Annotated in this window: 21 protein-coding genes; 5 read left to right on the top strand and 16 right to left on the bottom strand. The window is 61.9% G+C overall.

What is annotated here, in order from left to right:
* Positions 1–7 precede the first annotated feature (7 nt).
* Together LUB09_RS13455 and LUB09_RS13460 are read right to left on the bottom strand one after the other, a co-directional pair.
* On the bottom strand, positions 8–637 hold the full coding sequence (locus tag LUB09_RS13455) for a fimbria/pilus chaperone family protein (protein ID WP_231422782.1): 630 nt from the start codon (positions 635–637) through the stop codon (positions 8–10).
* 187 nt (positions 638–824) lie between these two features.
* Positions 825–1,475 (bottom strand): DUF1120 domain-containing protein, encoded by a 651-nt coding sequence (locus LUB09_RS13460; protein ID WP_231422783.1) that lies wholly within the window; start codon positions 1,473–1,475, stop codon positions 825–827.
* Positions 1,476–1,922: 447 nt separating this feature from the next.
* On the opposite strand from LUB09_RS13460, the gene ppx reads away from it, so the two are divergent.
* Positions 1,923–3,425, top strand: a complete 1,503-nt coding sequence (gene ppx / locus LUB09_RS13465) for an exopolyphosphatase (RefSeq protein WP_209986242.1) — start codon at positions 1,923–1,925, stop codon at positions 3,423–3,425.
* Positions 3,426–3,490: 65 nt separating this feature from the next.
* Here ppx and ppk1 read toward each other — a convergent pair whose 3' ends face one another.
* Positions 3,491–5,713 carry a polyphosphate kinase 1 gene (gene ppk1 / locus LUB09_RS13470; RefSeq protein ID WP_209986245.1) on the bottom strand — a complete coding sequence of 741 codons (2,223 nt, stop codon included), beginning with the start codon at positions 5,711–5,713 and terminating at the stop codon, positions 3,491–3,493.
* 18 nt (positions 5,714–5,731) lie between these two features.
* Positions 5,732–6,745, bottom strand: a complete 1,014-nt coding sequence (gene hemB / locus LUB09_RS13475) for a porphobilinogen synthase (RefSeq protein WP_231422784.1) — start codon at positions 6,743–6,745, stop codon at positions 5,732–5,734.
* A 208-nt stretch (positions 6,746–6,953) separates the two neighbouring features.
* On the opposite strand from hemB, the gene LUB09_RS13480 reads away from it, so the two are divergent.
* Both LUB09_RS13480 and elbB read left to right on the top strand, forming a co-directional pair.
* Complete coding sequence (locus tag LUB09_RS13480; RefSeq protein ID WP_209986252.1) at positions 6,954–7,595, top strand: DedA family protein; 642 nt, start codon at positions 6,954–6,956, stop codon at positions 7,593–7,595.
* A 104-nt stretch (positions 7,596–7,699) separates the two neighbouring features.
* Positions 7,700–8,365 (top strand): isoprenoid biosynthesis glyoxalase ElbB, encoded by a 666-nt coding sequence (elbB, locus tag LUB09_RS13485; RefSeq protein WP_209986255.1) that lies wholly within the window; start codon positions 7,700–7,702, stop codon positions 8,363–8,365.
* Between the two features lie 3 nt (positions 8,366–8,368).
* Here elbB and LUB09_RS13490 read toward each other — a convergent pair whose 3' ends face one another.
* From LUB09_RS13490 to LUB09_RS13510, 5 genes are all read right to left on the bottom strand, one after another.
* The gene (locus LUB09_RS13490) at positions 8,369–8,824 is read right to left on the bottom strand and encodes a YaiI/YqxD family protein (RefSeq protein WP_209986257.1); all 456 of its coding nucleotides are present in this window, start codon (positions 8,822–8,824) and stop codon (positions 8,369–8,371) included.
* 159 nt (positions 8,825–8,983) lie between these two features.
* Positions 8,984–10,852 carry a cytochrome c/FTR1 family iron permease gene (locus tag LUB09_RS13495; protein ID WP_231422785.1) on the bottom strand — a complete coding sequence of 623 codons (1,869 nt, stop codon included), beginning with the start codon at positions 10,850–10,852 and terminating at the stop codon, positions 8,984–8,986.
* A 138-nt stretch (positions 10,853–10,990) separates the two neighbouring features.
* Positions 10,991–11,623: a LysE family transporter gene (locus LUB09_RS13500; RefSeq protein ID WP_209986263.1), complete on the bottom strand. Its 633-nt coding sequence runs from the start codon at positions 11,621–11,623 to the stop codon at positions 10,991–10,993.
* Between the two features lie 73 nt (positions 11,624–11,696).
* The gene (locus tag LUB09_RS13505) at positions 11,697–12,260 is read right to left on the bottom strand and encodes a mechanosensitive ion channel family protein (RefSeq protein WP_057006403.1); all 564 of its coding nucleotides are present in this window, start codon (positions 12,258–12,260) and stop codon (positions 11,697–11,699) included.
* Positions 12,260–14,170 (bottom strand): ATP-binding cassette domain-containing protein, encoded by a 1,911-nt coding sequence (locus tag LUB09_RS13510; protein WP_231422786.1) that lies wholly within the window; start codon positions 14,168–14,170, stop codon positions 12,260–12,262. Before LUB09_RS13510 ends, LUB09_RS13505 begins: the two co-directional genes overlap by 1 nt.
* 50 nt (positions 14,171–14,220) lie before the next feature.
* Between LUB09_RS13510 and LUB09_RS13515 the strand changes: the two genes are divergently transcribed.
* Entirely contained in the window at positions 14,221–14,685 is a 465-nt protein-coding gene (locus LUB09_RS13515; RefSeq protein ID WP_209986271.1) for a TIGR02444 family protein, read from the top strand.
* Here LUB09_RS13515 and LUB09_RS13520 read toward each other — a convergent pair.
* A complete protein-coding gene (locus LUB09_RS13520) occupies positions 14,682–15,710 on the bottom strand; it encodes an AlgP family protein (RefSeq protein ID WP_231422787.1) in 1,029 nt (342 codons plus the stop codon). The two genes, LUB09_RS13515 and LUB09_RS13520, sit on opposite strands and share 4 nt — an antisense overlap.
* 192 nt (positions 15,711–15,902) lie before the next feature.
* Between LUB09_RS13520 and LUB09_RS13525 the strand changes: the two genes are divergently transcribed.
* Positions 15,903–16,580 (top strand): FKBP-type peptidyl-prolyl cis-trans isomerase, encoded by a 678-nt coding sequence (locus LUB09_RS13525; RefSeq protein WP_209986279.1) that lies wholly within the window; start codon positions 15,903–15,905, stop codon positions 16,578–16,580.
* A gap of 49 nt (positions 16,581–16,629) precedes the next feature.
* On the opposite strand, the gene rsd is transcribed toward LUB09_RS13525, so the two are convergent.
* The 6 genes from rsd to hemC all read right to left on the bottom strand — a co-directional run bounded on the left by rsd (position 16,630) and on the right by hemC (position 22,130).
* The gene (gene rsd, locus LUB09_RS13530; RefSeq protein WP_169896174.1) at positions 16,630–17,088 is read right to left on the bottom strand and encodes a sigma D regulator; all 459 of its coding nucleotides are present in this window, start codon (positions 17,086–17,088) and stop codon (positions 16,630–16,632) included.
* Between the two features lie 206 nt (positions 17,089–17,294).
* A complete protein-coding gene (locus tag LUB09_RS13535; protein WP_231422801.1) occupies positions 17,295–17,816 on the bottom strand; it encodes a disulfide bond formation protein B in 522 nt (173 codons plus the stop codon).
* A 236-nt stretch (positions 17,817–18,052) separates the two neighbouring features.
* The gene (locus tag LUB09_RS13540; RefSeq protein ID WP_209986282.1) at positions 18,053–19,294 is read right to left on the bottom strand and encodes a heme biosynthesis protein HemY; all 1,242 of its coding nucleotides are present in this window, start codon (positions 19,292–19,294) and stop codon (positions 18,053–18,055) included.
* Positions 19,295–19,299: 5 nt separating this feature from the next.
* Positions 19,300–20,415, bottom strand: a complete 1,116-nt coding sequence (locus LUB09_RS13545) for a uroporphyrinogen-III C-methyltransferase (protein ID WP_231422788.1) — start codon at positions 20,413–20,415, stop codon at positions 19,300–19,302.
* An 18-nt stretch (positions 20,416–20,433) separates the two neighbouring features.
* Positions 20,434–21,192, bottom strand: coding sequence for a uroporphyrinogen-III synthase (locus LUB09_RS13550; protein ID WP_231422789.1), 759 nt, complete (start codon positions 21,190–21,192; stop codon positions 20,434–20,436).
* The gene (hemC, locus tag LUB09_RS13555) at positions 21,189–22,130 is read right to left on the bottom strand and encodes a hydroxymethylbilane synthase (RefSeq protein WP_231422790.1); all 942 of its coding nucleotides are present in this window, start codon (positions 22,128–22,130) and stop codon (positions 21,189–21,191) included. Before hemC ends, LUB09_RS13550 begins: the two co-directional genes overlap by 4 nt.
* Between the last annotated feature and the right edge of the window lie 57 nt (positions 22,131–22,187).

Here is a 22,187-nt window from a genome sequence, read left to right on the forward strand (position 1 = left end):
ACGCCGATCAACCCCCGCTGGCATTGATCGTGGTCCGGTAGTTATCCACCGAGAAGCCATAGACCGTTGCCGGTTGAATCTCGACGGTGGACACGCCGGTCATACCGCCTTCGACCGTGGCGCGCAGGGTCTCCCCCGGCAGAATGTAAGTGCGCGGTAACGTCGCCACGCCCGTTTTGGGAAGCAGACGCACTTCGGGTGCCAGGCGCACCACGTAGGCGCTGTCGTTTTGCACCGACAGATGTTCGCCAACCCGCGTCCACTTGAGTAACTCCCATGGCGATTCATGCCGAGGCAAACCCTTGGGGTGCAGGATCAGTGGCAGGTTCTGGCGCAACGTGATGCCAATGGTCGCGCCGCCCGCCGCGCGCGCCTGGGGAATGCCCTCGAATGACACGCGCTTGAGCCGCTGGGTCTTGAGCGGCGTTTTCAGGGTGCTGATGAACCGCACCAATTGAATATCGCCCGCCTCCACCCGCGTGACAGGCGGCGTGACAATGACCAACGGCTCGTGATCCTCGGGCACGTTCTCCACCACCGAATGAAGAAGCGCCGGTCCGTCATCGGTGTTGATGATATTGATCGTGGCTTCGCCGTCTTCCTCATACAGCATGACCAACGTGCTTTCAGGTCGCATGCCACCCGCCACGGCGACCGTCGACAAACAGATACATACACTTGCACTCCAAAGAAGTGCCTTGCTTATTATTGAAAGACCACACACTTGAGTTCCCCATGACTTATAAAGCCACTGCCGATAGTTGGCGCCCATATAAAAAAGCCGACAAGAAATCAATGCTTCCTTATCGGCTGCACACTGTTACTTAGAGGTAACTCAGCACCAGCGTGGCGCGACCGTCGATAGTGACGTCACTGCTCAGGTTCAGGTCCTGCGCCTTGTTGATAACCGCTTTGATGGCAATGGTGCCGGTCATTTGAGTCACCGATACCGGGCTGAGAGATGAACTGTTGCGCCACGAATACTGGCTGGGCACCTGGGCAACCTTGCCGTCGCTGGTTTGCCAGGCACCGCTGCTGCTGGTTCGCATGATGGGATAGAGAGTTGTGGCCGAAGACCTCAGGTCTTTCAGGGTGATCGAGTAGCCACCGGTTCGCCTGCTGGCGACAGAGCCGAGGCCATAGTTCTGCGCTTCGGTGAAGCCTGCGCCCAGGATACCAGGGACCTTGCTGCCGGCTTGCAGGTCGGTAAACGCCAGCCCGAACCTGGCGGGTGTGGAACCGCAGTTGATCGACAGCGAGGTGGTGCGCTCTTCACGCGGATTGAACGCCGTTTGCGACAACTCGCCGGAACGAATGACGCCGTAATCGATGGTACCGCTCCCCGTCAAACTGAGGTTGCAGGAGGCCGGTGTGATCGTCCCCCTGACAGACAACTGGGCACTGGTGGAGGCCTGGGCATTGACCGCAGCCGCCAGACACGCAATAACAAATGTCATTCCAACAATGTTTTTCATAATCATCCTGTCACTGAGAGTTATCAGGTGCATTTATTGTTTTTGAAATCAAAAAGCATAAATAAATAACACCACGGCAAAATCGCCGAGTGACAGTCTGTCGCTTTGTCAGCCCGCAAAAGAATAAGACAACACGTCAGTTACTGTGGGAACCATTAAAACCAACTGCCGTTTTAAACGCCCTGCGGCTGTAAGCAAACTCAAAACACAGATGAGAACTTAATCGTTGCAGTTGTAGCCGGAATCGCCGTCAGCTTTACAACAGCGCAAGGTCAAAAATTCCTACATAGTCATCCGCAACTTTCAACATAGGTACAGAGCAACAGCCTAAATTTCCTGCAACACCCCTCTGCAAAAGGCCTCAGGAAAATTACCGCAGCACTACGCGTTGGCGCCAGCGGTCGATCGTGGCACGATGGCAAGGTTATCGACCGAGAGCCCCAAACCATGCCGCAATCCCAAGCCAAGAATCTGTCCCTGATCGCTGCCATAGACCTGGGCTCCAACAGCTTTCACATGGTCGTGGCCAAGGCCCAGAACGGTGAGATCCGCATCCTTGAGCGGCTCGGCGAAAAAGTGCAGTTGGCGGCCGGCATCGACGACGCGCGCCAGCTCAACGAAGAATCCATGCAGCGCGGGCTCGATTGCCTCAAGCGCTTTGCCCAACTGATCAACGGCATGCCTTTGGGCGCGGTGCGCATCGTCGGCACCAATGCCCTGCGTGAAGCGCGCAACCGGGGCGAATTCATCCGCCGTGCCGAAGAGATCCTCGGTCACCCGGTGGAAGTCATCTCCGGCCGTGAAGAAGCGCGCCTGATCTACCTCGGCGTGTCCCACACCCTCGCAGACACCCCCGGCAAGCGTCTGGTGGCGGACATCGGCGGCGGCAGTACCGAGTTCATCATCGGTCAGCGATTCGAGCCACTGCTGCGTGAAAGCCTGCAGATGGGTTGCGTCAGCTACACCCAGCGTTATTTCAAGGACGGCAAGATCACCCCGGCGCGCTATGCCCAGGCCTACACCGCCGCGCGGCTGGAGATCATGAGCATTGAGCATGCCCTGCACCGCCTCACCTGGGATGAGGCCATTGGCTCCTCCGGCACCATCCGCGCCATCGGCCTGGCCCTGAAGGCCGGCGGCCATGGCACCGGCGAAGTGAATGCCGAAGGGCTGGCGTGGCTCAAGCGCAAACTGTTCAAGCTGGGCGATATCGAGAAAATCGACTTCGACGGCATCAAGCCCGACCGCCGCGCCATCTTCCCGGCCGGCCTTGCGATTCTCGAAGCGATCTTCGACGCCCTCGAGCTGCAACGCATGGACCACTGCGACGGCGCCCTGCGTGAAGGCGTGCTGTACGACCTGCTGGGCCGTCATCACCACGAAGACGTGCGCGAGCGCACCCTCACCTCGTTGATGGAGCGTTATCACGTCGACCAGGAACAGGCCGCCCGCGTGGAGCGCAAGGCGCTGCATGCGTTCGACCAGGTGGCCGCCGACTGGGACCTGGAAGACGGCGTCTGGCGCGAGCTGCTGGGCTGGGCCGCCAAGGTGCATGAGGTGGGCCTGGACATCGCCCACTACCATTACCACAAGCACGGCGCCTACCTGATCGAGCACTCGGACCTCGCCGGCTTTTCCCGGGAAGACCAGCAAATGCTTGCGCTGCTGGTGCGCGGCCATCGCCGTAACATTCCCAAGGACAAGTTCGCCGAGTTCGGCGACGACGGCATCAAGCTGATCCGCCTGTGTGCGCTGCTGCGCTTTGCGATCCTGTTCCACCACATCCGTGGCACCCAGGAGATGCCCCAGGTCACCCTGCGCGCCAACGGCGACAGCCTGGACGTGGTGTTCCCCGAAGGCTGGCTGGACGAGAACCAACTGACCCAGGCGGACTTCGCCCAGGAAGCCGAGTGGCTGACGCGGGTGGGGTTCAGCCTGAACCTGCGCTAAAGCACACCACAAAACAAATGTGGGAGGGGCTTGCTCCCTCCCACATTTTCAGACCCTATTGTCTGTTAGTTCACCGACAAAATCGGGCTACCCAGCTTCTCCAGCAACGTCGCCTGCGCACTGCGCGGGTTCTGGTTGCCGGTTGGCGTGTTGCGCACGTAGCGGCCGTCCGACTGCAGGCTCCAGCTGTGGGTGTTATCGGTGAGATAACTTTCCAGCTCCTTCTTGACCCGCATGATCAGCTTCTTGCCCTCTACCGGGAAGCAGGTCTCCACGCGCTTGTCGAGGTTGCGCTCCATCCAGTCGGCACTGGAGAGGAACATCTGCTCTTCACCGCCGTTGAGGAAGTAGAACACCCGCGTGTGCTCCAGGAAGCGGCCGATGATCGAGCGCACGTGGATGTTGTGCGACACCCCGACGATGCCCGGACGCAGGCAGCACATGCCGCGCACCACCAGATCGATGCGTACGCCGGACTGGCTGGCCTTGTACAGCGCGCGGATGATCTTCGGATCGGTCAGCGAGTTGAACTTGGCAATGATGTGCGCCGGTTTGCCGTCGAGGGCGAACTGGGTCTCGCGGGCAATCATGTCGAGCATGCCCTTCTTGAGCGTGAACGGCGCGTGCAGCAGCTTCTTCATGCGCAAGGTCTTGCCCATGCCGATCAACTGGCTGAACAACTTGCCGACGTCTTCACACAAGGCGTCGTCGGAGGTCAGCAGGCTGTAGTCGGTGTAGAGCTTGGCGTTGCCGGCGTGGTAGTTGCCGGTACCCAAGTGCGCGTAACGCACGATCTCACCGGCCTCGCGGCGCAGGATCAGCATCATCTTGGCATGGGTCTTGAAGCCGACCACGCCGTAGATCACCACCGCGCCGGCCGCCTGCAGGCGGCTGGCCAGTTGCAGGTTGGACTCTTCGTCAAAGCGCGCACGCAGCTCGATCACCGCCGTGACTTCCTTGCCGTTGCGCGCGGCGTCGACCAGGGCGTCGACGATTTCCGAGTTGGCGCCGGAACGGTAGAGGGTCTGGCGCACAGCCAGCACATGCGGGTCCTTGGCAGCCTGACGCAGCAGGTCGACCACTGGCGTGAACGACTCGAACGGGTGCAGCAGCAGGATGTCCTGCTTGCTCACCACGCTGAAAATGTTCTCGCTGTTTTGCAGCAGCTTGGGGATCTGCGGGGTGAACGGCGTGTATTGCAGCTCCGGGTGACTGTCCAGGCCGGTGATGCTGAACAGCCGCGTGAGGTTGACCGGGCCATTGACCTGGTACAGCTCGGACTCGGCGAGGTTGAACTGCTTGAGCAGGTAGTCCGACAGGTGTTTGGGGCAGGTGTCGGCCACTTCCAGGCGCACGGCATCGCCGTAGCGTCGCGAAAACAGCTCGCCACGCAGAGCGCGGGCCAGGTCTTCGACGTCTTCGGAATCCAGCGCCAGGTCGGCGTTACGGGTCAGGCGGAACTGGTAGCAGCCCTTGACCTTCATGCCCTGGAACAGGTCATCGGCGTGCGCGTGGATCATCGACGACAGGAATACATAATTGTCGCCAGCGCCCCCCACCTCTTCCGGTACCTTGATGATGCGTGGCAACAGGCGCGGCGCCGGGATGATCGCCAGGCCCGAGTCGCGGCCGAACGCATCGATGCCTTCCAGCTCGACGATGAAGTTGAGGCTCTTGTTCACCAGCAACGGGAACGGGTGCGTCGGGTCGAGGCCGATGGGGGTGATGATCGGCGAAATCTCGTCGCGGAAATAGCGACGCACCCAGGTCTTGATCTTGGTGGTCCACTGACGACGACGGATAAAGCGAACCTGATGCTTTTCCAGCTCCGGCAGCAGGATGTCGTTGAGGATCGCGTACTGGCGGTCCACATGACCGTGCACCAGCTCGCTGATGCGCGCCAGTGCCTGGTGCGGCTGCAGGCCGTCGGCGCCGGCCTGTTCACGGGCGAAGGTGATCTGCTTCTTGAGGCCGGCCACGCGGATCTCGAAGAACTCGTCCAGGTTGCTGGAGAAGATCAGCAGGAACTTGAGCCGCTCCAGCAGCGGGTAGGACTCATCCAGCGCCTGCTCCAGCACGCGGATGTTGAATTGCAGCTGTGACAGCTCGCGGTGGATGTACAGGCTGCTGTCATCCAGGTTGGTCACCGCGACCACCGGGGCCGGCGCAGGCACATCGGCGACCACGGCAGGCGGGGCCTGCTCAAGCTCCGGCGGGGTCTCGGCGACTTGTTCAACCACCGGGTGAGCGTCTTTTACGGCAACGTCGGTAAGTCCTTCGGTATTCATCGAGTGTTCCTGTGAGGGCTATTGTTGCTCTCTAAGCAATTGGGCTGCGCGGGCGGCAAAATAGGTCAGGATGCCATCGGCCCCGGCACGTTTAAAGGCAGTCAGGGATTCCAGGATTACCCCTTCACTCAACCAGCCATTCTGTATTGCCGCCATGTGCATGGCGTATTCGCCGCTGACCTGATAGACAAAGGTCGGCACCTTGAATTCCTGTTTGACCCGGTAAAGGATGTCCAGGTACGGCATACCGGGCTTGACCATCACCATGTCGGCGCCTTCGGCCAGGTCGGCCGCCACTTCGTGCAGGGCCTCATGGCTGTTGGCCGGGTCCATCTGGTACGAGGCCTTGTCGGCCTTGCCCAGGTTAAGCGCCGAGCCCACCGCATCGCGGAACGGGCCGTAATAGGCGCTGGCGTACTTGGCCGAATAGGCCATGATCCGCACATTGACGTGGCCGGCCAGCTCCAGGGCTTCGCGGATCGCCTGGATGCGACCGTCCATCATGTCCGACGGCGCCACCACCTGGGCGCCTGCGGCGGCATGGGACAACGCCTGTTTGACCAGCGCATCGACGGTGATGTCGTTCTCGACATAACCGTCCTGATCCAGAATGCCGTCCTGGCCATGGGTGGTGAACGGGTCTAGCGCCACGTCGGTGATGATACCCAGTTGCGGGAAGCGCTCGCGCAGGGCGCGGGTAGCGCGCTGCGCAATGCCTCGCGGGTTCCAGGCTTCGGCGGCATCCAGAGACTTGAGCGCAGGCGGCGTCACGGGAAACAGCGCCAGCGCCGGGATCCCCAGTTCAACCCACTGCGCCGCTTCTTCAAGCAGCAGATCAAGGGTCAAGCGCTCCACACCCGGCATCGACGCCACCGCTTCCCGGCGATTTTCACCGTCGAGCACAAACACCGGCAGGATCAGGTCATTCGTCGTCAGCACATGTTCACGCACCAGGCGGCGAGAAAAATCATCACGACGATTGCGACGCAGACGAGTGGCGGGGAACAGGCGATTGGCAGGGGTAAAGCTCACGACAGACTCCTGAGCCCGCGTTTCACGGGCGAGCGTTGCAGTTATAAGCGGCCATTATGACGAAGGAATGACAGTTGTGCTTATCGGCGCGACCTGTAGGCACATTCGTCATTCACGTAGGAATTGTTCACTTCGTGACACATCTCGATACTTTCATGAATCTTCGTGAAGGCGTAGGCTGCGCGTTCATTTCGCCAGCACCCAGACCATGCTTCAACAATTTCTGCATGACTTCGGCTACTTTGCCCTCTTCCTCGGCACGTTCTTCGAAGGTGAGACCATTCTGGTACTCGCAGGCTTCCTGGCGTTCCGTGAATACATGGACATCAACCTGGTGGTGGTGGTGGCCTTTTTCGGCAGCTACGCCGGCGACCAGCTTTGGTATTACATGGGCCGCAAGCACGGCCGCAAATTGCTGGCGCGCAAGCCGCGCTGGCAATTGATGGGCGACAAGGCCCTGGAGCACATCCGCAAGCACCCGGATATCTGGGTGCTGAGCTTCCGCTTCGTCTACGGATTGCGCACGGTGATGCCCGTGGCAATCGGCCTGTCGGGGTACCCGCCGCTGCGCTATCTGGTCCTCAACGGCATTGGCGCTGCGATCTGGGCAGCAGCGTTGGGCGCAGCGGCCTATCACTTTGGCGCTGTGCTTGAAGGCATGCTGGGCAGCGTGAAGAAATACGAGCTGTGGGTGCTCGGCGCCCTGATCCTGCTGGGCTTTGTCCTGTGGCTGCGGCGCCGCTTCAAGAATGCGCGGATTGCCCGCGAAGAATGCGCCCAGGCCAGGGCCCGAGAGGCGGCCGACCCCGTTGCGGCCGAAACGCCTGTCGAGCAAACCGACCGCAAATAATGAACACCCCGCCGCCGTTGCGATCCATCTAGAGAGCGTTCCATGCGCGGGGTGCCGGTTACCCGTCAATCGCCATCCCACGCCATCAACCAGGAGAAATGCCCATGAGCAAAAAAATTGCAGTGATCCTTTCCGGCTGTGGCGTGTACGACGGTGCAGAAATCCAGGAGTGCGTGATCACCCTGCTGCGCCTGGATCAGCGCGGTGCTCAGGTCCAATGCTTTGCTCCGGATATGGCGCAGTTGCACGTGATCAATCACCTCACGGGCGAAGAGATGCCCGAGTCGCGCAATGTGCTGGTGGAGTCGGCGCGCATCGCCCGTGGTGAGGTCAAGGACATTGCTGAAGCCAGCGCCGCCGACTTTGACGCGCTGATCGTGCCGGGCGGGTTTGGCGCGGCGAAGAACCTGTCGAATTTCGCCGTGCAAGGTGCCGCTTGCAGTGTCAACCCGCAGGTACTGGCGCTGGCCGAAGCCTTTGCCGAAGCCGGCAAGCCAGTGGGCCTGATCTGCATCTCGCCAGCCCTGGCCGCGAAGATCTACGGCCCGGGCGTGACCTGCACCATCGGCAACTGCGCCGACACCGCCGCCGCCCTCGACAAGATGGGCGCCACGCATCAGGAATGCGCGGTGGAGGATATTGTCGAGGACTACGCGCGCAAGCTGGTGAGTACGCCGGCCTACATGCTGGGCAAGAACATCAGTGAGGTGGCTTCGGGCATCAATAAGCTGGTGGATCGCGTGCTGGAACTGACTCACGAGAACGACTGAGGGTCAGGACTGGCGCATCAATTGGGTCAGAATACGGTCCAGTGAGTTGGCGAACGCCTGTTTGTCCTTCTCGCCATGGGGCGGCGGCCCGCCACCCATCTGACCTTGTTCACGCAGGTCGGTGAACAGGTTGCGCACCGCCAGCCGTTCGCTCATGTTGGCCGGGCTGAATTCCTTGCCACGCGGGTCAAGGGCGGTGACGCCCTTTTTCACCAGGCGATCGGCCAGAGGCACATCGCTGCAAATCACCAACTCGCCGGGCGCGGCGTGTTCCACCAGGTAATCGTCCGCCGCATCCGGCCCGCTGGGCACCACGATCAGCTTCACGCAGGCAAAGCCTGGCTTGATCTGACTCTGCCCGGCTACCAGAACCACTTCGAACCGGCGCTTGAGGGCGAACTTCACCACCTGATCCTTGGCCGCCCGAGGGCAGGCGTCGGCATCGATCCATACGCGCATACAGCATCTCCACACATGCAATTGTGGGAGCAAGCCCCCTCTTATCAAACACAAAATAGCGTGCTGATTTCAAACCCTGAAATTTCAGGCAGCCACAAAGGCTCCAGTTTGCTGCGCGACAGCGCTAAGCCGAAGACCCGGCGGAGCCTCCCACATTTTTTACCGGCTGCGGCGGTACAACACCACAATCGCCAGGATAGCCACCGCCTGCGCGCTTAACGAATACGCGTCGGCGTGAATCCCCAGCCAGTCGAACTCAAAGAACGCCACCGGCCGTGTGCCAAAGACACCGGCCTCCTGCAGGGCCTTGACGCCATGCCCGGCGAACACCACCGACAGCGCGCACAGCAGCGCTGCGTTGATGCCGAAGAACAGTGCCAGCGGCAACCTCGCCGAGCCGCGCAGAATCACCCAGGCCAGGCCCACCAACAACACCAGCGCCGTGGCGCCACCGGCCAGTACCGCGTTGTGCCCGGCCGGGCCGGCTTGCAGCCACAGGGTTTCGTAGAACAGGATCACCTCGAACAGCTCGCGGTACACCGAGAAGAACGCCAGCAGCGCAAAGCCGAACCGCCCGCCGCCGCCCACCAGGCTGCTCTTGATGTAATCTTGCCAAGCCGCCGCATGACGGCGGTTGTGCATCCACACGCCAAGCCACAGCACCATCACGCTGGCGAACAGCGCCGTGCAGCCTTCGAGCAGTTCGCGCTGGGCACCGCTGACGTCGATCACGTACGCCGCCAATGCCCAGGTCGCGAGGCCGGCCACCAGCGCCAGGCCCCAGCCCACATTGACACTGCGCACCGCCGATTGCTGGCCGGTATTGCGCAGAAACGCAAGGATCGCCGCCAGCACCAGAATCGCCTCCAGGCCTTCGCGCAACAGAATCAACAGGCCGGAGATATAGCTCAGCGACCAGCTCAAGCCGTCGCTGCCGAGCAGGTCGGCGGACTCGCCGAGCTTGCCCTTGGCCACGTCCAGGCGCTGCTGCACCTGTTCCAGCGGCAGGCCGTCCTGCAGCGACTGCCGATAGGCCATCAGGGCTTTCTCGGTGTCCTTGCGCACGTTGGCGTCGACGTTGTCCAGCGAGCTTTCCACCAGCTCGAAGCCTTCCAGGTAGGCCGCAACGGATAAGTCGTAGGCCTGCTCGTGGTCACCGTTACGGAACGCGGCGATGCTTTTGTCCAGCGTGGTGGCGGTGTATTCAAGCAATTGCGCGGGGCCGCGCGTGACCTGCGGTGGCTGCGCACGCTGGGCGCGGAAGGTCGCGGCGGCGGCCGGGCCGCTGGTGGTCAGCACCTCATTGGGGGTCTGGCGGGCCAGGTCAGCGAGGTTGAAGGGCTGCCCGCTCCTGGCCGCGGCCGGGTCGGCGGTGAAGCCCGCGAGGTAGGTGGCCAGGTCCCAACGCTGACGTTCGTCCAACTGATCGGCGAACGATGGCATATCGCTGCCTTCGATGCCCAGGCCAAGGGTGTTGTAGATCGCGTAGAGGCTCAGGCGGTCGAAACGCGCCGCGTCGCGCAGGTCACCAGGCGCAGGCTCCATGCCCAGCGCGGCCGGGCCGTCTCCGGCGCCGGTGGCGCCATGGCACACCGAGCAATGCTGAGCGTAGAGCGGCGCGCCGCGCGCCGGGTCCGGCGTAATGGCCGGTGCCTGGCTGATTTCATAGGCCACCGCCAGCCTGGCGCCCAATTGCCGGGCCTGGCGGGCGACTGTGGCGCCGTCCGCACGGGCGCTGACAGCGGCCAGCAACTGATCGACGCCTGTAACCAATTCGGCGCGTTCAGGCTTTTCCGGCAACTGCGCGACCAGCCCCTGCAATGCGCCGATAGACTCCACTTGCTCGCGGTAGTGCGATGGATCCACCACCTCGCCCGCCGCCACGGTCGGTGGGTAGTCGGCGCTAACGTAGTCCAGCAGATGCAAGGCTTGTGGGGCACCTTCAGCGGTGGCGGCCAGCAGATTGAGGCTGCACGACATCAACCCCGGCAACAGCAGCCAGGCGAGAAAACGGAAGGGGGCGGTCATGAATGAATCTCAGGGGGAAATACGAAGTAACACTATTGTTCAGCTTTAACCGATTGGACTCAAGCTTATTTGACACCGCCACACACCACTGTGGGGGGACTTGCTCCCTCCCACAGGTTGATCTGTGTTCAGTGCACGTTATGCCGTGGCGCGGTGCAGGCTGGCGAGGAAACCTGCTGCCCCCACGAACAACCCGGCGAACGTGCGGTTCACGCGCTTCTGCTGCGTGGGCGTGCGCAACAGGCGCAGGACTTTGGAGGCCAGCCCGGTGTAACCGGCCATCACGATCATGTCGACGCTGATCATGGTCGCGCCGATGATCAGGTACTGGATCGCCAGCGGCGCCTGCGGATTCACGAACTGCGGCAACACCGCCAGCATGAAAACCAAGGCCTTGGGGTTGCTGGCATTGACCAGGAAACCGCGAAACATCATGGCCATCGGCTTGCCGATCTGGCGCGGAGTGGCGTCATCGGTGAGGTCCATGGGCAAGGCGCGCCATTGCTTGATGGCCAGGTACACGAGATACGCCACGCCAAACCATTTGATCGCATAGAACGCGGTGGACGACGTCGCCAGAATGGCACCCAGCCCCCCCGCCACCACGGCAATCTGCATCGCCAGGCCCAGTTGCAGGCCAATGGCGTTCCAGTAGCCACGCGCAAAACCGTATTGCAGGCCGCTGGACATCGAGGCGATAGCGCCCGCGCCAGGGGACAGGGAGATGATCCAACTGGCGAGGAAAAACGCCAGCCATGTGTCGAGTGCCATTGCACACCTCAAGGGGGAGTTTGCTGTTGTGCCCTAAGCTAACGCCGCCGAATGAAGGCTGGCTATCAGTTTTTTACAGCGGCGAGATATTGCCGGGCCAGCGCCGCACCGAACGCTGGAAGAACAGGCTGTTGGGCACCTGCACAATGGCACTGTTGGTGCCGGCCTCTTCCACTTCGATCAACGTGGTGTAAAGCAGGTTGATCGCGACCACGCGCCCCTTAACGCCGGGCTTGTCGACGGTGTCCACCAGTTCGACGATGTCACCCAGGCGAAACGGCCCGACGGTAAAGATCAAAATCGCGCACAGCAGGTTGGACAACACCGACCACATGGCGAAGAACGCCACCGCCGCCACCGCCACGAACCCTGACAACGCCGTCCACAACACCGTGGCGGAAACGCCCAGGCGGCCCAGCACGAAGATCAACGCACTGCCCATGATCAGCCAGCGCAGCCCACCGCGCAGGGGCATCAGCAACTGGGGCGGGAAGGGGTAGCGCTCACCCAGGCGAGTCAGGCCCTTGGCAACGAAGCGTTGGGCAAAATAGCCGGCCAGCAGAATGAGCAGGATCTGCACACCGATCCAGATCGGCGCCACCCATTGCGCCGGCAGCGGCAGTTGCAGCGCTTCCATCAGGACAGCGCCTCCAGCTCCGCCTGCAGGGATTCCAGCAGTTCGAGGGCTTCCATCCAGGTTTCCTCCAACTGGCCTTCACGCACCTTGAGTCTGGCCTGCTCGGCCAGCAGGTCGCGCAACTCATCCTTGCGTGCGGCCTCGTACACGGCGCTGTCACCCAGGCTGGCTTCGATGCTGGCCAGGCGCTCGTGCTCCTTGCCCAACTCAGCTTCCAGCTTGTCGGCTTCGCGCTTGTGCGGCGCCAACTGCTGGCGCAAGGCGGCAGCGGCCTGGCGCTGGGCCTTCTTGTCGGTCTTGTCCGGGTTGACTGGCGTGTTGCTGGCCGGCGCGTTGCGCAGACGGTAATCGGTCAGCCAGCGTGCGTAGTCATCCAGGTCGCCATCGAACTCTTCGACTTTGCCGTCAGCCACCAGCAGGAAGTTGTCGGTGGTGCTCTTGAGCAAGTGACGATCGTGAGACACCACCAGAACCGCGCCGCTGAACTCCTGCAGGGCCATGGTCAACGCCAGGCGCATTTCCAGGTCCAGGTGGTTGGTCGGTTCGTCGAGCAGCAGCAGGTTCGGCCGGTCCCAGGCGATCAAAGCCAGGGCCAGGCGGGCCTTTTCGCCGCCGGAAAAGTTCAGCACCGGTTCATCGATGCGCGCGCCACGGAAGTCGAAACCGCCGAGGAAATCGCGCAGGACCTGTTCACGTTCGGTCGGCGCCAGCCGCTGCAGGTGCAGCAACGGGCTGGCCTTGGAATCGAGCGAGTCGAGCTGGTGCTGGGCGAAGTAGCCCACCACGGTGTTTTCGCCGCGGGTGAGGCGGCCGGCCAGCGGCGAAAGCTCACCGGACAGGTTCTTGATCAGCGTCGACTTGCCCGCGCCGTTGGGGCCGAGCAAACCAATGCGCGCGCCCGGCGTAAGCTGCAGCCGGACCTTCTCCAGGATGGTCTTGTCGCCGTAACCCAGGCGCGCATCCGAGAGGTCCAGCAACGGGCTGGAGATTTTCACCGACTCGCGGAACACGAAGTCGAACGGCGAATCCACGTGGGCCGCCGACAGTTCTTCCATGCGCTCCAGGGCCTTGATGCGGCTCTGTGCCTGGCGCGCCTTGGTGGCCTGGGCCTTGAACCTTGCGATGTAGCTTTCCATGTGCGCCCGCTGCGCCTGTTGTTTCTCGAACGCCTGTTGCTGCTGGGCCAGGCGTTCGGCGCGCGCGCGCTCGAAGGCGGTGTAGCCGCCACGGTAGAGGGTGATTTTCTTCTGTTCGACGTGGGCGATGTTGTCGACCACGGCGTCAAGGAAATCCCGGTCGTGGGAAATCAGCAGCAAGGTGCCCTGGTAGTTCTTGAGGAAGTCTTCCAGCCACAGGATCGCATCGAGGTCCAGGTGGTTGGTCGGCTCATCGAGCAGCAGCAGGTCGGAGGGGCACATCAGCGCCTGGGCCAGGTTCAGGCGCATGCGCCAGCCGCCGGAGAAGTCGGCGACCGGGCGGTCCATCTGTTCGTTGGCAAACCCCAGGCCGGCGAGCATTTTGCGCGCGCGGGCGTCGGCGGTGTAGCCATCGGCGCTGTCCAGCTCGGCGTGCAGGCGGGCCTGGGCGGCGCCGTCCTGGGCTTTCTCGGCCTCGGCGAGGTCGTGTTGCACCTGACGCAGACGCAGGTCGCCATCGAGCACGTAGTCGATCGCGATGCGGTCCAGGGTGTCGATCTCCTGGCGCATATGGGCGATGCGCCAGTCGGCCGGCAGCAGGCAGTCTCCGGAATCCGGGGTCAGCTCACCGAGCAACAAGGCGAACAACGTGGATTTTCCGGCGCCATTGGCACCGATCAGGCCGGCTTTGTGACCGGCGTGCAGGGTCAGCTCGGCATCTTCAAGAAGACGTTGCGGGCCACGCTGTAATGTTAGGCTTTGAAGTCGGATCATAATGGCGGCGGAGTCTACCAGCTTCGTTGGCCGCTGGCTTGGGTGTGAATATGTGCGCTGACCTGTGGAGCTTTGCCCTATCGACCTACGCCCGTCCCGGCGTCGAAGCCGCGTGCCTGCGCTTGCAGGAAACTGGCGCGGATGTGTGCCTCTTACTGTGTGGCGCCTGGCTGGAGGCGCGGGGCGTAGCGCCGAAGGCCGAACGTCTGGAGGCGTTGCAGCAGCTTGCTCGTCCGTGGCGCGAACAGGTTGTCGAGCCGTTGCGAGCGCTACGCGTGCAATGGCGTGAATTGGCGCAGCAGGAGGGTCAACTGGAGCCGTTACGCACGGCGGTCAAGGCGCTGGAACTGGAAGCGGAACGGGCGCTGTTGACTCGCCTGGAACAACTGGCGCAGGGCTGGCCGCAGGATGAGGCGAAGGGTCACTACGGATGGCTTGAAGGCCTGGCGACCGAAGTCGCCAACCTTGACCACAACGCGCTCCAGCAACTGCGCGTCGTGGTTGCCAGCACTTAGGAAGCGCTGGTTGGCGTGGTGCCTGGTGCTGCCGGTGCAGAGGTGCTGCTGGCCGGTGCGGTTGGAGCGGTGGATGCTGTCGAAGTAGCGGTCGATGCAGCAGGCTTGGCCGGTGCTGGTTTTGCAGCAGCAGGTTTGGCAGCTGGCTTGGCGGCCGGTTTTGCAGCAGCTGGTTTAGCAACTGGCTTGGCGGCCGGTTTTGCAGCAGCTGGTTTAGCAACTGGCTTGGCGGCCGGTTTTGCAGCAGCTGGTTTAGCGGCTGACTTGGCGGCCGGTTTTGCAGCAGCTGTTTTGGCAACTGGCTTGGCGGCCGGTTTTGCAGCAGCTGTTTTGGCAACTGGCTTGGCGGCCGGTTTTGCAGCAGCTGTTTTGGCAACTGGCTTGGCAGCAGGTTTTGCAGCAGCTGTTTTAGCAACCGGCTTGGCAGCTGGTTTTGCAGCAGCTGTTTTAGCAACCGGCTTGGCAGCAGGTTTTGCAGCAGCTGTTTTAGCAACCGGCTTGGCAGCAGGTTTTGCAGCGGCTGTTTTAGCAACTGGCTTGGCAGCGGCTTTAGCCGGAGCCTTCGCTGCAGCGGCCTTGCTCGCAGGCTTTTTAGCCGTGCTTGCCGCGACCGCTTTGGCTGGCGTACGCGCGCCCAGGGCCTTGGCGACGGCCTCTTTCACACGACCAACGCCCTGGGCCAGCTTCAGGCTTTCCTGAGCGTCTTTTTTCAGTTGGGCAATATAAGTGCGGGTCTCAGACTGGCGATCTTTGAGAGCGTCCAGCAAGTCTTCGAGTTCTTTGACTGCGTCTTTGGCCTTGGCTTGTGCCTTGGACTTGCCGGCAGTGGCGGCGTCTTGCAGTTTGGTGCGGGATTTGTGCAGCTTTTCCTGCGCTTTGCCGCGTTGTTTTTCCAGTTTGGCGAGCAGTTTTTCTGCATCGGCCAAGGCCTGGGCACAAGCGCTTTCCAGATGTTCGAGCAGGCTGCCCGACAGTTGTTGGAGCAAATGCAACGGGGTATTAACAGGCTTCTGTTTGGCCGACATGGTTTACCTCCTGACTGACGTGGGTGCGGCTCATACTAGCCCTCTGCTCTTACCGCCGCTAGCGCATGTTGACAGTATCGATTGACTTGCGTTGCGCCCTGCGAAAATTCTTATCGGCCTGACCGGAATCCACGACACTTTTTACCCTTCCACACTGGCATAATCCGTCGCACTTTCGGCGGGAGCATGCCCATGTCGCGTTACCTTTTTCTTGTGCTTGGCTTGAGTGTTTGCGTCGCTGACGCAAGCGAACAATCGCCGTCCAGCGCGGCTACCCAAGACCAGCATGACCTCGCGTACAGCCTGGGCGCCAGTCTTGGTGAACGGCTGCGCCAGGAAGTCCCCGACCTGCAGATCCAGGCCTTGATCGACGGACTCAAACAAGCCTATCAAGGCAAGCCGTTGGCGCTGGACAGCGCGCGTATCGAAAAACTGCTTGCCCAGCACGAGGCACAGACTGAGGCCGATGCACAGGCGCCCCAAAGTGAAAAGGCACTGGCCGCCGAGCAACACTTTCTCGCCAAGGAAAAAGCCGCGCCCGGTGTGCGCGAATTGGCCGATGGAATCCTGCTCACGGAGCTGACGCCGGGTAACGGCAACAAGCCGGCAGCCAGTGATCAGGTTCAAGTCAAATACGTGGGTCGGTTGCCGGACGGCACGGTGTTCGATCAGAGCACGCAACCGCAGTGGTTTCGCCTGGACAGCGTGATCAGCGGCTGGCGCAGTGCGTTGCAGCAGATGCCGGTGGGCGCAAAATGGCGCCTGGTGATTCCATCGGCGCAGGCCTATGGCGCAGACGGCGCGGGAGAGTTGATCCCGTCCTACACACCGCTGGTGTTTGAGATCGAATTGCTGGGCACGCGTCATTGAGCCAAAAAAAACGGTGCGACATGCGCACCGTTTTTTGTACCGCCAAGGGTCAGGCCTGGGTCACAGCCTCGTCCTTGTGAGCGTTGTGCAGCACTTCGATCAGGCAATCTTCCAGTTCGAAACGCTCATGCAACAATGCACCCAACTCTTTGAATTTTTCAGCAACACATTTGCCCGCATCACACAGGTCGTTGAAGGCAACGAGCTTCTCAGTGATCGCGTCGAGGCGAGGATAAAGCGTATCTGCCAACTCCAACCCACGCTCATCACCGAAGGCTTCTGCTTCCTTGGTCAATTGATCGTAGACGCCGAAATGGCCGGCTGACACGTAGTCCATCAGCACACCGCAGAAGTCCTGCAGCAATTCGCCGTTTTCGGCCAGCGCTTCGGGCTTGGCGCCTAGCGCATCGAAGGACCGAATCAGTTCGTGACGTGCCTTCAACCAGCTGTCTATCAGCTTGTGCACCCCACCCCAGCGTTCCTGGGCATTCCGGCAACTTTCCAACATGATGATCTCTCTTCCCTAGGGGATGCGTTCGCCTTGTGCCGCGCAACACTCAACGGTGAAGCGCCAGCCGCACGAAGCTGCAACTGACAATCGGTTTCAATGACGCGTGCGGGCCAGATTATGCCCGCATGACTATGGCTTCAAGGTACGCAGGACAGAAAGTTCATACAAGCGTTTAATCCCGTCCTACGAATAGCCTTGCACAGTCATTGCCTCGCAACGGCCGCTCGGCGACCGGACAACAGCGGTGAAAACTGCAGGATGCCCAGTATCAGCATCGCTACGAAAAACAACAGGCTCCACTCTGGAAGGCTCAGGTCAAACAGTGTCCAGTTGATCTCGACGCAATCGGCGGTGCCCCTGAACGTCATTTGCAGCGCCTGCCATGGCGACAGGTTTTCAATCATGTATTGCAGGTTCGGCCAGCAGTCGCCTGTCTGCTCCGGAGCGGCATTCTGCAACAGCACTTGGCGCGCGGCCGTAACGGCACCGAGTAATGCGCAGCCCATGCTCGCCAGACCGTAAAAGTAGCTGGCCGAACGTTTTGGATTATGGAGGGCGGCGAGAAGATTGATCAGCACGAAGGTGGCAATCAGGATGCGTTGCACCTGGCACAGGAAACAAGGCCGTAACAACGCACCGTACTCAAGATAAAAAGACGCACCCAACGTCAGCGCACCGGCCACGAAGGCCAGAAGAAACAAGGAGCGTGAAGGGGCCAAAGACATTGTTATCCGTACCGCAAGAGATAGGTCGTTACGGTAGAGGAAAGTCCTGCCGCCTTTCAATACGCGCAGGGGCAGACAATTCCGCGAGAACACAGGGATATGCCGTCAGACCCTGGATGACTTCAAGAAGCTGTCGGTAGGAATTTACTACGCGGCGACCTGAACCAGGTGTTACGCGGTAATTGATGGGTTGACCCTCAGAATCGTCCGAGCCAACCCACATCACTTTTCCTACTTCAAACCCGTGCGGGGACCGGCAAGGGAGACGCCAGAAGCCGGCTGTCCAACAAGCCCAGGCCTTCCTGGAACAACTGGTTGCTGCGCTCGGTATCGCCCAATTGAGCCAACAGGCGTGCCAGTTCAGCACAGGCCTCAGGATTGCGCTGCACCCGCAGGCTGCTTTCCAGGTAGTCACGCGCCTTGCCCCACAGACTATTCTGCAGGCACAGGCGGCCCAGAGTCAGCAACAGGCTGGCATCGCCAGGGTGGTCCTTGAGCCAGCCTTCGGCAAATTTCAGCTGCCGCGCCGGATCGCTGCCGCGCAGCAAACCGTAGAGTCGAATCAGGTGACTGTCGTAGCCGCGCTTGATAGCACCGCGCAGGGCTTCCTCGGCTTGCGCATCCGCCCCCAATTGGCGCAGTTGCTCAGCGTAGGCCAGTACCAGTTGCGGCTCCTGACGCTGTGCGGATGTCAGCTGCTGCCAAGCCCGCTCCAGCGACTGCAACCCCGCTTCGCCCTGTTCTTCGCGCTGTACGGCCAGACCGAGATTTTCACCCCAGGCGCGGCGCTCCAGTTCAGCCAGCTCGGCGGCAGGCAGCACCTTGTCCTTGCGCAACTCGGGCAGCAATCGGATCACCGACGACCAATCGCCACGCTGCTGATGCAGACGTTGCAACTGGCGCAGCACCTGCGCGTTATGAGGATGACGTGCATGCATGGCCTGCAGGGTGGTCAACGCGCCGTCGGTATCGCCGCGATCCATCTGCAACTGTGCATGACTCAAGGCGACCGCCAGTTCGGCCTGGGGCTGACGCTCCAGCGCGCGCTCCAACAGGCTGTCGCACTCCTCGTAACGCCCTTGCTCGTTGGCGGCGCGGGCGGCGCCGAGGTAGTAAAGCAAAGGCTGACGCTCCGCCTCGGCAGCGCGGTGCAGATGGCGCTCGGCGCTGGCCCAACGGCCTTCGGCGAGGTCCATCTGGCCTTGTTCGATTGCGATCTGCACGCGACGGCTGCGATTGCGCCGCGACCACGGGTTGACCACACCACCGGAGGTCATCACCAGACTCAGCAATACCCGCAGCAGGTAGATCACCAGGCCGATCACAAAGATCGCGACCAGCGTCGCCCAAAGGCTCGACTCATAATGCAGCAGGTGCGGATAGGTAATCAGCACGTAGCCGGTGTGTTTCGAAATGCCCACAGCCAGAGTCAGAGCAATGACAATCGCCAGCACCAGGATCACATAGAAACGCTTCATCGGCTCTACTCCTGGGTCGTCGGCTTGCTTGCCGACGCCTTGGCCTCATCGGCAGACAAATGACGACGCTCGAGGTAGACCTGCACAGCAGCCAGGCTCGCGGCGAGGTCCGGCGTCACCACCGAAACGGCCTTGGGCTCAAGCTCGGCGATACGTGCCAGCATGGCCTTGCTCTGCGGATTGTCCTGATTGAAGTTGTCCTGCAACACACTGCGCGCCTCACCCAGCGAGCGGCTGTACACCGCCGATTCGCCATTGAGCGCCGCCCACTGCGCCTGCTCCAGGGCCAGGCTGAGGGCCAGGCGCACCTGATTCAGGCCCTGGCCTGCCAGCAATGGGCGAATCGTGTCGTCAGGGTTGAAGTTGATGCGGAAGTAACGGGAAATCTGTTCCCACCACTGGCTCAGGCGGTTTTGCGTATCGTCGGTAGGGCGCCCCTGGGACGCGGGCTCGGTGAGTGAATACTCCGGCGCGATAGCCGACAGTTGCACCACCTGATCACGCAGGGCCGCCAATTGCAGGTACAACCCGGTGCGGTCCGGCTGCTCGGTGCTGCGCAGCGCCGCCAGGCTCTTGGCCAACTGTTCACGGGCGGCGTAAGCGCCAGGATCGCTCTGTTCGCGAAGGATCTCGTCGGCACCCTGGACCAGCGACTGGGCACTGTTGATGTCCTGCAGGGCAGACAGGCGCAGGCTCGCCAGGCGGATCAGGTGCTCGGCCTCAGCCAGACGCCAATCCTTGCGGCTGGCGCCCAGCACGGTTTCCAGACGCTGGTTCAGCCGCTGCTGGTCACCCTGCAATTGGGCAACCAGACGCCGACGCTCTTCCAGTTCATCCGCAGCCGGCAGTTGCGCCAGACGCGCGGCCAGTTGCTGCTGGCTCTGCTTGAGGCTCTGGGACTGGTCGTCGAGGGTCTGCACCTGGCCCAGCTGTTGCTGGCTGCTGGCTTGCAGCGCACGCACCTGCCACACCCCCCAACCGCCAACGGCAACGCCTGCGGCGCCGAGCAGCAAGGCGACGATTGCCAGGCCATTACCACGGCGTGGCGCGGTAACCGGTGTCTCGACCGGCGCATCGAGCGCGGGCTGAGTCTCATCTTTAGGCAAGGCTGTTTCGCTCACGTATCCGTCCTTTGCGTATCAGAGAGTGGGAACGGGATAACTCCGTAACGCCACTAACAAAGCCGCGGCACTCGCACCGCGACAATCCACAACTTTTTCTGCGCCGGCAGCCTGCGCCATCTCACAGACTCGCGGGCTGGGCACGAACAATGGCAACTGTGCCACCAGCGGCCAATCGGCGCCCGCCAGGGCCTGCAGGTGTGTAAAACCCTGCCCACTGCTGACCACCAGCCCGTTCAAGCGTTCCAACTGGATGCGTTGTACCAGCACCCGCGAATCATAGGTCGGAAGAAAACGCCGATACAATTCCAGATAGTCGACACTAGCACCTCTGGCGCGCAAACACTGCGCAAGCAACTCCCGTCCGCCTTCGCCGCGCAGGATCAGCACCCTTGCACCGGGACGTGAGACGGCCTCCTGCAGAGCGGGCAATGCGAGCAACGCCTCGCTGTCATCGCCGGTTTGCGGGCAGTGAACCTTGAGGCCCTGATCGGCCAATACCTGCGCCGTCGCGGCCCCCACGCTGAACCACGGCACTTGCCGCCAATGGGGTTGCATCTGTTGCAGGGCCGCGCGGGCGGCCGGCTTGCTCACCACGATGACTGCGCAATAGCGGCCCAGGTCACGGAACACCGCCTGCTGCTCGGGGGTGACGGGCAACGGTTCGATGTCCAGCAAGGGCAGGCTGCTGCTGAAAATACCGGCGTCGGCCAGCGACGCCGCCAGGGCCGTCGACTCCTCGGCCGGCCGCGTCAGCAGCACCCGCCAGCCGCTCACTGCGGTCCGGCCTCGCCGTAAACTTTTTGCAGAATGGCGCCGGCACCTTTTTCCAGCAATGCTTCGGCCACCTGGATGCCCAGCGCCGTCGCTTCACGCTGTGGCCCGCGCGTCTCGGCGGTGAGCAGCAAACCACCGTCCGGGTCGCCAACCAGCCCGCGCAGCCACAGGTTTTCGCCCTCAAGCACCGCGTAGCAGGCAATGGGCACCTGGCAGCCGCCGTTGAGGTGTTTGTTCAGGGCGCGCTCGGCGGTGACCCGCACCTCGGTGTCCTGGTGATCCAGCGGCTTGAGCAGCGCGTGGATTTCACTGTCGACGGTGCGGCATTCGATGCCTACCGCGCCCTGCCCGCCGGCGGGCAAGCTGTCTTCGACGCTGATCGCCGAGGTGATACGGTCTTCGAAGCCCAGGCGGATCAAACCGGCGGCGGCCAGAATGATCGCGTCATATTCACCGGCATCCAGCTTGGCCAGGCGGGTGTTGACGTTGCCCCGCAGAAAGCGGATTTGCAGGTCCGGACGACGCGTGAGCAACTGGGCCTGACGGCGCAGGCTCGACGTGCCGACGATGCTGCCAAGGGGCAGCTCATCCAGGGATGCGTAAGTATTGGAGACAAAGGCATCACGTGGGTCTTCACGCTCGCAGATACAAAAAAGGCCCAGGCCTTCAGGGAAGTCCATGGGCACATCTTTCATCGAGTGCACGGCGATGTCGGCGTGGTTTTCCAGCAGTGCGGTTTCCAGTTCCTTGACGAACAGACCCTTGCCGCCAATCTTGGACAGTGGCGAGTCGAGCAGCTTGTCGCCGCGACTGACCATGGGCACCAGACTCACCTTGAGGCCCGGATGGGCCAGCTCAAGACGGGCCTTGACGTATTCGGCCTGCCACAAGGCCAAGGCACTTTTACGGGTGGCGATGCGGATTTCGCGAAGAGACATTGAACGATCCGTACTGGGTAGATACGGCAGATAATAACAGCTCAGGCCAGTGCGCCT

It is taken from the genome of Pseudomonas sp. Leaf59 (assembly GCF_920984685.1).
Lineage (GTDB): Bacteria > Pseudomonadota > Gammaproteobacteria > Pseudomonadales > Pseudomonadaceae > Aquipseudomonas.

Coding starts and splice junctions, on each gene's coding strand:
- LUB09_RS13455 (WP_231422782.1), bottom strand. CDS start 637: ATGCGACCTGAAAGCACGTTGGTCATGCTGTATGAGGAAGACGGCGAA.
- LUB09_RS13460 (WP_231422783.1), bottom strand. CDS start 1,475: ATGAAAAACATTGTTGGAATGACATTTGTTATTGCGTGTCTGGCGGCT.
- ppx (WP_209986242.1), top strand. CDS start 1,923: ATGCCGCAATCCCAAGCCAAGAATCTGTCCCTGATCGCTGCCATAGAC.
- ppk1 (WP_209986245.1), bottom strand. CDS start 5,713: ATGAATACCGAAGGACTTACCGACGTTGCCGTAAAAGACGCTCACCCG.
- LUB09_RS13480 (WP_209986252.1), top strand. CDS start 6,954: ATGCTTCAACAATTTCTGCATGACTTCGGCTACTTTGCCCTCTTCCTC.
- elbB (WP_209986255.1), top strand. CDS start 7,700: ATGAGCAAAAAAATTGCAGTGATCCTTTCCGGCTGTGGCGTGTACGAC.
- LUB09_RS13490 (WP_209986257.1), bottom strand. CDS start 8,824: ATGCGCGTATGGATCGATGCCGACGCCTGCCCTCGGGCGGCCAAGGAT.
- LUB09_RS13495 (WP_231422785.1), bottom strand. CDS start 10,852: ATGACCGCCCCCTTCCGTTTTCTCGCCTGGCTGCTGTTGCCGGGGTTG.
- LUB09_RS13500 (WP_209986263.1), bottom strand. CDS start 11,623: ATGGCACTCGACACATGGCTGGCGTTTTTCCTCGCCAGTTGGATCATC.
- LUB09_RS13505 (WP_057006403.1), bottom strand. CDS start 12,260: ATGGAAGCGCTGCAACTGCCGCTGCCGGCGCAATGGGTGGCGCCGATC.
- LUB09_RS13510 (WP_231422786.1), bottom strand. CDS start 14,170: ATGATCCGACTTCAAAGCCTAACATTACAGCGTGGCCCGCAACGTCTT.
- LUB09_RS13515 (WP_209986271.1), top strand. CDS start 14,221: ATGTGCGCTGACCTGTGGAGCTTTGCCCTATCGACCTACGCCCGTCCC.
- LUB09_RS13520 (WP_231422787.1), bottom strand. CDS start 15,710: ATGTCGGCCAAACAGAAGCCTGTTAATACCCCGTTGCATTTGCTCCAA.
- LUB09_RS13525 (WP_209986279.1), top strand. CDS start 15,903: ATGTCGCGTTACCTTTTTCTTGTGCTTGGCTTGAGTGTTTGCGTCGCT.
- rsd (WP_169896174.1), bottom strand. CDS start 17,088: ATGTTGGAAAGTTGCCGGAATGCCCAGGAACGCTGGGGTGGGGTGCAC.
- LUB09_RS13535 (WP_231422801.1), bottom strand. CDS start 17,816: ATGTCTTTGGCCCCTTCACGCTCCTTGTTTCTTCTGGCCTTCGTGGCC.
- LUB09_RS13540 (WP_209986282.1), bottom strand. CDS start 19,294: ATGAAGCGTTTCTATGTGATCCTGGTGCTGGCGATTGTCATTGCTCTG.
- hemC (WP_231422790.1), bottom strand. CDS start 22,130: ATGTCTCTTCGCGAAATCCGCATCGCCACCCGTAAAAGTGCCTTGGCC.